Source organism: Rhizorhabdus antheiae (assembly GCF_049889055.1).
Classification (GTDB): Bacteria; Pseudomonadota; Alphaproteobacteria; order Sphingomonadales; family Sphingomonadaceae; genus Rhizorhabdus.
Genome location: NZ_JBLTWO010000014.1, coordinates 13,706 through 24,435, shown reverse-complemented (window position 1 = coordinate 24,435; position 10,730 = coordinate 13,706). Strand labels below are relative to the sequence as shown.

At 63.9% G+C, this 10,730-nt stretch carries 8 protein-coding genes; 3 read left to right on the top strand and 5 right to left on the bottom strand.

Annotated elements, in window-relative coordinates:
- The first annotated feature begins 9 nt into the window (after positions 1 to 9).
- Both ACNI3R_RS19030 and ACNI3R_RS19025 read left to right on the top strand, forming a co-directional pair.
- Positions 10 to 231, top strand: coding sequence for a hypothetical protein (locus ACNI3R_RS19030; RefSeq protein WP_426186322.1), 222 nt, complete (start codon positions 10 to 12; stop codon positions 229 to 231).
- 283 nt (positions 232 to 514) lie between these two features.
- Positions 515 to 2,755 carry a putative bifunctional diguanylate cyclase/phosphodiesterase gene (locus ACNI3R_RS19025; protein ID WP_426186319.1) on the top strand — a complete coding sequence of 747 codons (2,241 nt, stop codon included), beginning with the start codon at positions 515 to 517 and terminating at the stop codon, positions 2,753 to 2,755.
- A gap of 67 nt (positions 2,756 to 2,822) precedes the next feature.
- Here ACNI3R_RS19025 and ACNI3R_RS19020 read toward each other — a convergent pair whose 3' ends face one another.
- The 3 genes from ACNI3R_RS19020 to ACNI3R_RS19010 form a co-directional block, all read right to left on the bottom strand.
- On the bottom strand, positions 2,823 to 4,304 hold the full coding sequence (locus tag ACNI3R_RS19020) for a methyl-accepting chemotaxis protein (protein WP_426186316.1): 1,482 nt from the start codon (positions 4,302 to 4,304) through the stop codon (positions 2,823 to 2,825).
- Positions 4,305 to 4,485: 181 nt separating this feature from the next.
- Entirely contained in the window at positions 4,486 to 5,244 is a 759-nt protein-coding gene (locus tag ACNI3R_RS19015; RefSeq protein ID WP_426186313.1) for a response regulator transcription factor, read from the bottom strand.
- Between the two features lie 104 nt (positions 5,245 to 5,348).
- A complete protein-coding gene (locus ACNI3R_RS19010) occupies positions 5,349 to 7,550 on the bottom strand; it encodes an ATP-binding protein (protein ID WP_426186310.1) in 2,202 nt (733 codons plus the stop codon).
- 129 nt (positions 7,551 to 7,679) lie between these two features.
- Between ACNI3R_RS19010 and ACNI3R_RS19005 the strand changes: the two genes are divergently transcribed.
- Positions 7,680 to 9,110, top strand: coding sequence for a sensor histidine kinase (locus tag ACNI3R_RS19005; RefSeq protein ID WP_426186307.1), 1,431 nt, complete (start codon positions 7,680 to 7,682; stop codon positions 9,108 to 9,110).
- Positions 9,111 to 9,167: 57 nt separating this feature from the next.
- On the opposite strand, the gene ACNI3R_RS19000 is transcribed toward ACNI3R_RS19005, so the two are convergent.
- Both ACNI3R_RS19000 and ACNI3R_RS18995 read right to left on the bottom strand, forming a co-directional pair.
- Complete coding sequence (locus ACNI3R_RS19000; RefSeq protein WP_426186304.1) at positions 9,168 to 9,956, bottom strand: enoyl-CoA hydratase/isomerase family protein; 789 nt, start codon at positions 9,954 to 9,956, stop codon at positions 9,168 to 9,170.
- Complete coding sequence (locus tag ACNI3R_RS18995; RefSeq protein WP_426186301.1) at positions 9,953 to 10,714, bottom strand: SDR family NAD(P)-dependent oxidoreductase; 762 nt, start codon at positions 10,712 to 10,714, stop codon at positions 9,953 to 9,955. The genes ACNI3R_RS19000 and ACNI3R_RS18995 overlap by 4 nt, the downstream gene beginning before the upstream one ends.
- Positions 10,715 to 10,730: the final 16 nt, after the last annotated feature.

Genomic DNA, 10,730 nt, shown 5'->3' with positions numbered 1-10,730 from the left:
GACACCCCGATGTCCCCGACCGGCGCGACGGCTGAATTGCATGCGGTGCCCGACCGCCCCTTCGCGCCGCCGTTCACCCACGACCGCCGACGAAGAGCGATGGAGGGAATCGGTTGCGGAAAGAGACTGTTCTTCGGACATCGTTCGGACACGCTGCCCGAACTTGGTAAGATATTGGTTAAGGCTGGCGATCTCGCTGCGTCCTGGGCGGCGGGCGAGATGGTGCATTAGACGAAGGTCGCAGGGGGCCGCGCTGCAAAGGGCGTGCAGACGGGGCAAACCGATCGGTTCCGCCGGGCCAGTCCGCCTCATCCGCTTGAATCCTTCTTCATCGCAAGCCCCGGCGGGACATCCCGCAGAATCCGATCCGGGGATGCGATGAGGTAGCCGATGCGGGTAAAGTCGAAGTTAAGGCGCAGCGAAACAAGCGCACTGTTACTGTCACGTAATTGTACCTGTAATAGGTCATTGAGCGATTGCCGACGCTCTCCCTATGCTGTGTCATGAGCAGAACATGACGCCGGATCGATTCACGATGCCCCGCGAGCGGCTGTTCGAGTCGGGCGACTTTACTCGCCCGCTTGCGGCGACCGCGCTTGTCGTGCTGATTGCGGCGGCTGCCATGATCATGGTGCTTATCGGCCAGGTCGACCGCGACGCTGCCGCCCGCGAGCAGGCCATATTGTCGCACGGCGTGGATTCGCGCTTTGCCGAACTGGCTGCGTCGATCCAGCCGCAGCTGGCATGGGATGAGGCGATCGAGCGGCTCGATCATCGCTTCGACCCGTTATGGGCGCGCGACAATCTCGGTGTCTATCTGACGGACAATGCGGGCTTCGAGACGGTGACGCTCCTCGATCGCGCCGATCGCCCGATTTTCAGCCATGTGGCCACTGGGATATCCTTACGCCCACCGCCGCTATCCCAGGAGGCCGTCGCGGCCGTCATTGCCAAGGCAAGACGAGCCGAACGCGAGCGCCGGACATCGCCGGGTCGCAAGGCCGCCGGGCAAGCCTCGCCACCGCCTTATGCGATCGGCGCGGCCCGGATCGACGGGCAGGTCCATCTGCTGATCGCGATGATCGTATCCCCCGACCTGGGGCATGTCCGGCCGCTGGGTAGAACCGCGCCGCTGGTGCTCGTCACGCGACGCCTCGACCGATCCTTTCTCGATCTCATTGCCGTCCGTTTTCTGATCCGGGGACTGCACTATCGTGAAGGGAAAGAGGAGCTTGGTGGCCATGCCGACGAAGCCCGCATCGATCTGACCGACGCGCTGGGCAAGCCGGTGGCCTCGCTCGGCTGGGAGCCGGTGCGGCCCAGTGCCGCCGTGCTCGGCCGTCTCAAGGGGCCGCTGTTCCTGTTGCTGCTGCTCCTATGCCTTTCGGTGTTCGCGCTCCATCGGCGTACCCGGCGCATGGCGCGTGGCCTGATGGCGAGCGAGGCGCGCGCCACGCATATCGCCTTTCACGACATGCTGACGGGCATGCCCAACCGCACGCTGTTCGTCCGCCGGCTGCGCGAAGTTGCGGGACGCAACCGGCGCGACGGCAAGGTTTCGGCCATATTATGCCTGAACCTCGATCGCTTCCGCGAGGCGAACGACACCTATGGGCATCTCGTTGGGGACGAACTGATTCGCCAGGTGGGTGCCCGCCTGCTGCAGGCCTGTCGCCAGCATGAGATGCTGGCTCGATTCTCCGCCGACGAGTTCGCCATTTTGCTGGAGGACGCCAGTCCCGATGGTGCGGCGCGGCTCGCCGAGCGGCTTTGCGCTACGGTAGCCGAGCCCTTCGCTCTCGGGATCGGCCGGCTGACGGTCACCTGCACGATCGGCATTGCGATGCTGCCCGACGGCGACATCGACCCGGAAGAGGTGGTTCGCCAGGCCGACATGGCATTGCTCCGGGCCAAAACTGAAGCGCGCGGCCAGTATCGGCTTTTCGATGCGGAGGTCGACGCATCGGTTCGCGCCCGGCGCATCCTCGAACAGGACCTGTCCGACGCATTGCGCGGCGGTGGCTTGCGCGTCGAATATCAGCCGCAGGTCAATGCCAGCGAGCGGACAATCGGGGTCGAGGCGCTGGTGCGCTGGACCCACCCCGACAAGGGCGAAATATCGCCCGCTCTGTTCGTTCCCGTTGCCGAACAGTCGGGCTTGATCGAGCAGCTGGGCTTGTTCGTGCTGCGGCAGGCGTTCGAGGACAGCAAGAAATGGCCATCGCTGCGCGTCGCCGTGAACATCTCGTCCTGCCAGCTCCACGCGGAAGGCTTCGTCGACCGGCTCGGCGAACTGGTGCGCGACGTGAACGTGGACCCCCGCATGTTCGACCTGGAGATCACCGAGGGGGTTTTCCTGCGCGACGACCGGCATTTGCGGGAAAAACTGGCGCGGCTGCGCGACCTCGGCTTCGGCCTGGCACTGGACGATTTCGGTACCGGCTATTCCAGCCTCGGCTATCTGCGCAGCTATCCGATCACCAAGATCAAGATCGACCGCTCCTTCGTCATCGGCATTGGCGCCGGTGAAGCCTCCGATCAGGTGATTGGCGCGATTATCCGGCTCGCTTCTGCGTTGCGCCTGGCTATCGTGGCGGAAGGGGTGGAGACCGAAGCGCAATGGGCGTGGTTGATAGAGGCGGGCTGCCGCGATGCGCAGGGGCATTTGTTCGCCCGTGCCATGCCGGGGGATGCGATTACGGAACGGCTTCGCCATGAAAACGCGCAAGGGGGTTCGCCGGTCATGGCCGCCTGATCCCGACACGATGATACCCGACCGTGAGGCCGGGTATCGATCTTCGCATTGTTTGACGGGTCGAGGATCAGCTGGCCGCGCGGAGCCAGTTCTGGCTGTCGTCCCACGACGCGCTGGCGCTCTGCGCGGGCGAACGGCGGTTCGCATCCATTGAGAAGCGTCCGACCAGCCCGGACAGGCGGGTCGCTTCGGTCGAAAGGCTGTTGGCGGCGGCGGTGGCCTCTTCGACCATGGCTGCATTCTGCTGGGTCGAGCGGTCCATCGAGTTCACCGCGCCATTGACTTCGGCTATGCCCTGCGCCTGGGTCGCGGCGGTTTCTGCGATCTCGGCGGCCAACGCATTCATCTGCCCGATCCGGCTGGCGATGCGCGACAAGGCCTCACCGGTTTCGCCCACCAGATGCACGCCCTGCGTAACGCGGGCGGAACTGCCGGCGATAAGGTCCTTGATGTTCTTGGCCGCGTCGGCCGAGCGCTGCGCGAGCGCCCTGACCTCGTTGGCGACGACGGCAAAGCCCATGCCAGCATCGCCAGCGCGCGCAGCTTCCACCCCCGCGTTAAGGGCCAGCAAATTGGTCTGGAAGGCGATCCCGTCGATCATGCTCACGATTTGCGCGATCTCGTTCGAGGAACGCTCGATGTCGGCCATGGCACCGACCGCCTTCTGCACCACTTCGGCGCCGATCCCGGCGTCCTGCTGGGCATCCTGGACGGCGGCCCGTACGGCGTTAGCGCGGCTCGCAGTCTGCTTGACGGTGCCGGTGATCTGCTCCATCGCCGCTGCCGTCTCCTCGACATTCGCGGCCTGTTTCTCGGTGCGCTCGGCAAGGTCGGACGACGCATGGGCGATTTCGGACGAGCTCACCCGGATCATCTCCGAGGCGTCCGCGACCTGTGTCAGCGTTTCGTGCATCTGCGCGCGCATCTGCTCGAAATCCTGCTCGATCTGTTGATATTCGCTGCTCATGTCGGTCAGACGGTTTTCGAGGTCACCCTCGGCGAGCGAAGACAATGCCTGCCCGATCCGGCCGATCGCCTCGGCGCGCTTCTCGTCCTCTGCCTTGAAATAGGCAGACAGCGCCAGCTGCATGTCGAACAGCGCGGTCTTGACCAGCGTTCCGATCGCCTGGGTCAGCGCCTTGCCGCTCAGACGGCGGCGCACCGACTGCTTCATCATGCCGGTGATGACCTCGTCGAGGACCATCGCATAGGCGCCGATGTACCAGACCGGATCGAGACCGACCCGGGCGTGGATCAGGCCGATCGTCTCGGATCCCTTCATGAACTGGGCGTTGATGCCCTGCGTGAACAGCGCCGACCAATGTTCGAGCTGCTTCGTTCGCGCATGCTGGATGGCGCCCGGACTGCGGAAGAGTGCGCCGAGTTTCGGGTCGGCGGCGATCTTCGCATAAAGCTTGTCCAGCACGGGGCCGGCATGGTGCTCGACACCCTCGTGGATCAGAGGAAGATCCTCGTTCAGACCGGCAGACAGGCCGAAAAAGCTCAATTGCTCCGACTCGGCAGACGAGGACATCCTTATGTTGGTCATAGCACACTCCTAGTTGGGGGAGTGTCTACATCGACTCCGGTAAATATTTCATAAGCGCATCGAAAGTCTAATCGATCAAGCTGGTTCAAACTGCAAAATGGCTGATTTCCGATGTTTTCCTGAAATCATGAGAGAATCGGCGGTCAGTTTCCTGTCGGTACTTGTCGATATGTACCTAAGGTCAGGGTCGGATCGCGGGGGCGTCCAGCTTTGTGACCCCTGCTGCAACCGCGATTTTCAGCGCTTCGGCAAGCGAGCGCACACCCAGAGCGCGCATAAGTGCGGCGCGATAGAGTTCGACCGTGCGGATGCTGAGGTCCAACTCATAGGCGATGACCTTGTTCGCTTTTCCCTGGCTCAGTTTGACAAGAACTTCGCGCTCGCGCTGCGTCAGTCCGGCGATCTTGGTCTCGGCATTCTTTTGCTCCGCCGCCGTGATGCCGCTTGTTTCCATCCGGACATGCTCGGCACGACGCTGGAAATTCGCCAGCTTGCTGTCGATGGCCGCGATCAGAAGATCGAAATCGATCGGCTTTACCAGATAATCATCGGCACCGGCCTGACGGCCGTCGATCAAATGACTGTTGTCGCCATAGGCCGACAGGAAAATGAACGGGATCAGCCCGGTTCGCGACTCCTGCGCACGCAGCTCGCGCACCAGCGAAAGCCCATCCAGTTCGGGCATTTGCATATCGCTCACGATCAAGTCGGGCAGGCGGGCTTCCACGCGGGCCAGAGCCTCGATGCCATTGCCGGCGCCCTCGACCGAGAACCCTGCATTGGCGAGTTCTTCGACCAGATCGGCTAGTATTTCTGCCTCATCCTCGACGCATAGGATGTGATATTGCGAGCGTGTACTGGCCGCTGCGGCCGGATGCGTAGCCTTGTCGACGGCGGCGTCGACGGCGGCCCCACCATTGTTTTCTGCCATCGTCATCATACTCCCCAACACATCCGCCTCCGCATGGCTACGCCAAGATGATCCGAAAAGCGATTCCGCACCTGTCCGTAGATTTGTTTATGGAATAAAGACTTCTTCTGCCTTCAGTATTGTTCCGAGGGGTCGCCGCCTCTGGCGGAGAGGATCGGCTCCTCTTCGTCGACCTGCCACGTCACGGGTTTCGGCAGGCTGAGCGCGACGGTCGTCCCCCGGTCTTTCTCCGAATGGATTTCAAGCGCGCCGCCATGCGCGTCGAGTATCTGGTCGGCCAGGTAGAGCCCGATGCCAGCGCCCGGCGTGCCTGCGCTGTTCGTGCCCCGGAAGAAGCGCTGCTTGACCTGCGCCAGTTCTTCCGGCGCGATGCCGGGGCCGCTGTCGCTGACCGTCAATATGGTGCGATCGTCCTGCTCGCGCACCGATATGCGCACATGGCCGTCCTCACCCGCATAGCGCGCGGCATTGTCCACGACCGCCGCGACGGCGACGCGCATCATTTCGGGATCGATCTGGAGCGGAGTCTCCGGCAGATCGTCCACCTCGATCGTCCGACCCGGATATTGGTCGCGCAGTGCCTCCTGCGCCGGAGCGACCAGTTCGGACCAGATCGCGCGCGTAAGCCGGGGCGGCTCGCCGCGTCCGGTCTTTTCGACCCGCAGCAGTTGCAGCGCGCTGGCGAGGACGTCGTTGCAGCGGCGCACCGCGCGCCGCAGGCTCACTGATCTGTGTCGCAGATCGTCCGGTTTCAGCTGATCCGCGCGGCGCGCCAATATCTGGCCGCAGCTGTCGATAACCGTCAGCGGCGTCCTGAACTCGTGCGAGATCATGTCGATGAACCTGCGCTGCGCGGCGTTTATCGTAACTTCGCGCTGGAGTGCGGTACTGACCTGGCGCTCCTGCCCACTGATGGTCTGATAGGCATGGGCAAGCCCCCGCGACATGTGCACGAGGCTGTTCGCCAACGAGTCGATTTCGGTGACGCCGCAATGGGGGGCGGGCTGCTCGTGACGCCCGGCACCAATCTCGAAAATGGTCTCTCCGATCGCGTCGAGCGGGTCCGACAATTTCCTGCTGAGCTTCCGCGTGCGCGCATAGAGGTAGATGAGGAAGATGCAGTAGAAGAGAAACAGGGCCAGCGCCATGAGTTGCCCGATCGTCTGCAGCCGCCTACGCAGCGACTCCGCCTCGCTCAGGATCTCGTCTGCGGGAGCGAGTACCAGCAGCTTCCATCCCGGACCCGCGACGGCTCCCCTCGCGGCGATCATGCGTCGTCCGTTGAGCGTTACGTCGGTTGCGACGGTGCGATTGTCGCGAAAGAGTGCCGCGAGCGGGGCCAAGTCCTTCCGGCGCAACAGATTGTAGCTCTCCGGCTTGAAAGTGTCCGATGTCACGGCACCGTCATAGGCGTGATGACGCATCTCCTTGACACCCAGATCGCGTTCGCCGGGCCCCGGTATCGCCAGCATGGTGCCGTCGCGACCGACCAGGATGGCATAGCCTTTCCACGGGATGTTCATGGCCAGGACATGCTCGATCAGCGCTCCGATCGTGACATCGATCCCGACCACGCCTTCGAGCCGCTGCCGTAAGTAGACGGGGGCAATCGACGACACCATCCAGCCGGCGCCGGCTGGATCGAGATAGGCATCGGTCCAGGCCTGTCGGCGCGACGGATTATGTTTGGCGTCGGCCTCGTAAAAGAAATTGTAGGTCCGCACATCCATGTCGGCCGGATAGATCACCGCCGCATCCATATAGGGATAGATGCGGTTATAGCTGTCCCAGCTGTTGAAATAGGACTGTGCGACGAGAGGGTTGGTTTCCTTGAGGTCGCGCAGCAGCGGATCGATCCGGGTCAGCCTCCGCACCTTGTCGATCTGCGCAGCCCCGATGCCGCGCCGTCCGCTGTAGAAGCTGGCGCTCTTGTCGATGCCGGTGAAGGTGACCAGTGCACCAGCGGACGTGCGGCGGTGCCGCGCCATCTCGGTCGCGCTGTCCGGCGAAGCGGGCAGGTCGAGCGCGCGCCTTGTCTCGCGCGCCAATATGGTGGTCATCCCAGCAATGCTGTCGAGCGAGCCCGAAATCGACAGAGCTTCGCGCTGGGCCAGATCCGAGAGATAATCACGCGATATCTTCTCCACCGCCGCTGCGTTGCGGTCGTAGATGAAGTTGCTGCTAACCCAATAAATTGCGAGAAACGTAAGTTCGATCAGCAACAGCGGCAGGATGGCGGTGCGCAGATAGGATCCGGATATCCACGTGGCCAGATTGACCGACCCAGGCGCATCGTGGCGCGGACCATGCTCCATAAGTCTAATTCCAGATTTTTAACTTAGACAAAGATTTAATAGTCAGGATAGGGTGCCATAGCGGGAAATCAGGGGCGGCAGGAATTGCGGACAACCCTTAAGCAACGGAAGGAAGAGCAGGATCTGCCGTTGTTCGATACGGCTTACACCGTTGTGCTCGGTCAGCTTGCCAGTCCGATCTGGCTGTTTGATCTCGACAGCTTCGAGCTCATATGGGGCAATGATTCGGCGCTGACCTTCTGGGGAGCGGCGTCTATGGACGAATTCCGTCGACGCGATGCCAAGCCCCAATCGCCCGGCGTCCGGCAGCGTTTGGGCGTCGTTCGGCATGATCTGCTCGTCCATGGCATGGTCGAGGATGCCTGGACCCTCTATCCCAGCGGACAACCGACGCCGCTGACCTGCCGCCTGCGCGGATTTCGACTCGACAATGGTCATGTGGCGATGCTGGTCGAAGCGCAGACGGCGACGATCGCGCCCGACAAGATGAACGACCTCCGGCTGATGGAGGTGATCCGCCACACGCCGATGCTGGTGTCGTTGTTCCAGCCGGATGGCCGGAGCATCGTCAACAATCCGGCTGCGCATGCCTGGCTCCATGAGGTCGGGCTCGACGATGACGAGGAGGGGGACCTGTTCCTCGCGATGTTCGTCGACAGCAAGGCGGCGACTGCCCTGCGCCGGCGGGCGCTTACGACGGGGTTCGCCGAGGCGCGGCTGCGCGTGCCGGGGCGCGGCGTGCGACACCATGCGGTGCAGCTTCGCCGCGTGCTCGATCCGCTGACCGGAAGTCCGGCGCTGCTCGCCGCGCAATTCGACATGACCGCCACCATGCGGCTGGAGGCGCGGCTCGAAAAAGCCCTAAGCAAGGAGCGCGTGATCAACGAGAATCAGCGGCAGTTCCTGTCGCTGGCGACGCACGAGTTTCGTACGCCGCTGTCGATCATCGATGCGGCCACGCGACGGCTCCTCCGCCTCGGCACCAGCCTCAGCCCGGCGGTCAGCGAGCGGGTCGAGTCGATCCGGTCGGCGACGACCCGGATGCTGGCGGCGATCGAGAAGACGCTCGCGGCTTCGCTGGTCGAAGAGGGCAAGATCGCCTTTCAGCCCGAGGCGACGGATATCGGGCGGCTGATCGATCAGGCTGTGGCGACCCAGCAGGGGCTTGCCAGGGACCGGACGATCAGGCTGGAGCGTGAGGCGCTGCCGTTCCTGATGCTCGACCGCATCCTCGCCGAACAATGTATAGACAATATCCTGTCGAATGCGGTCAAATATTCCTATCCCGACAGCCCCATCGACGTGGCGGCGGTCGTGCGCGGCAACCATGTCGTGATCCGCGTCCGCAACGAGGGCATCGGCATTCCCGCGCACGACCTGCCACGGATTTTCGATCATTACTTCCGCGCCAGCAACGCGCGTGGGATCAAGGGCACCGGGATCGGTCTCTATACCGTGCGCCACTTCATGACCCTGCACGGGGGCATGATAAGCGTCCGCAGCAGCGAGCAGGAGTGGACCGAAGTCGAGTTGCGCTTTCCGATACCGGCCGCCACCTGAAAGCAGAGGGCCACCACGAGATCCTCGTGATGGCCCCTCAATGCTTGTCCGGATCCTTTACTTCGCGTTGGCGAAGTCGGGCTTCCGCTTGCCGAGGAAGGCAGCGACGCCTTCCCGTCCTTCCGGCCCCGCGATCGCGCCGGCGATGCCGCGCGCTTCGAGTTCCAGATGGGTTTCCCAGCTATTGTCATAGGCGTTGAGCAGCAGCGCGCGCGACCGGGCGATCGCGCCGATCGCGCCGCTGGCGAGCTTCGCCGCGACGGCTGCGCCTTCTGCGGCAAGCGCCTCGTCGTCGACTACGCGTGTGATCATACCAAGCGCCTCGGCTTCCTCGGCGGTCACCTTGCGGTTGGTGAGGATGATCTCCTGCGCCTTGCGCAGACCGACCAGGCGCGGAAGCAGCCAGGTCAGACCGCCGTCGGGCGATACGCCGAGCATGCCATAGGCCGCGTTGAACACCGCCGCGCGGCCGGCGAGGACCACGTCGCCGCTCAGCGCCATGCCATAGCCGGCACCGGCGGCGGGGCCGTTGACCAGCGTGACCAGCGGCTTGTTCATGCGGGCGAAGCGCGACATGGCGAGGTGTAGCGTCGAGGCGAGGTCGCCGACCATCGCACCGACCTTGTCGCCCGCCGCCGCCATCGCCGACACATCGCCGCCCGCGCAGAACATGCGGCCGGCACCCGTCATGGTGACGCAGCGTATGCTGTCGTCGCTGTCGCATTCGGTTGCGACCTCGAGCAGCGCGCGCGCAACTGGCATGTCGAGCGCATTGGCCGCCTCGGGGCGATTCAGCGTGACCTTGGCGACGGAGCCTTCGCGCTCCAGCAGGACCAGCGCACTCATCGCGGCGCCATCCGGATCGCGCCGTCGAGGCGGATCGTCTCGCCGTTCAGCATCGGGTTCTTGATGATGCTCTCCGCCAGCATCGCATATTCGCTGGGGTCGCCCAGGCGGCTCGGATGCGGCACCTGCTGGCCGAGCGAGTCCTGCGCGGCCTGCGGCAGGCCCTTCATCATCGGGGTCATGAAGATGCCCGGCGCGATCGTCATCACCCGGATCTTGTGCTGGGCGAGGTCGCGTGCGGCGCACAGGGTGAGCCCGGCGACGCCCGCTTTGGAGGAGGCATAGGCAGCCTGGCCGACCTGACCGTCGAAGGCGGCGACCGACGCTGTGTTGATGATCACGCCGCGCTCCTCGCCGACCGGCTCGACCGTGAGCGCGCGGGCGGCGAATTTCGACAGCGTGTTGAAGGTGCCGATCAGGTTGATCTCGATGACCTTGCGGTAGAGGTCGAGGTCGTGCGGGCTGCCGTCCTTGGCGACGACCCGCGCAGGCGGCGCGATGCCGGCGCAATTGACCAGCACGCGGGCGACGCCGTGCTTCGCTTCGGCCTCGGCGATGCCGGCGGCGACGCTTGCATCGTCGGCCACGTTGACCGACACGAAATGGCCGCCAATCTCAGCGGCGGCGGCTGCGCCGGCTTCGGCATTGAGATCGAAGATCGTCACTCTGGCGCCATTGGCGGCCAGCATCTTCGCGGTTTCGCCACCGAGGCCGGAAGCCCCTCCCGTGACGATCGCGGCAACGTCCTTAAGGTTCATTTACATCATCCCCTTG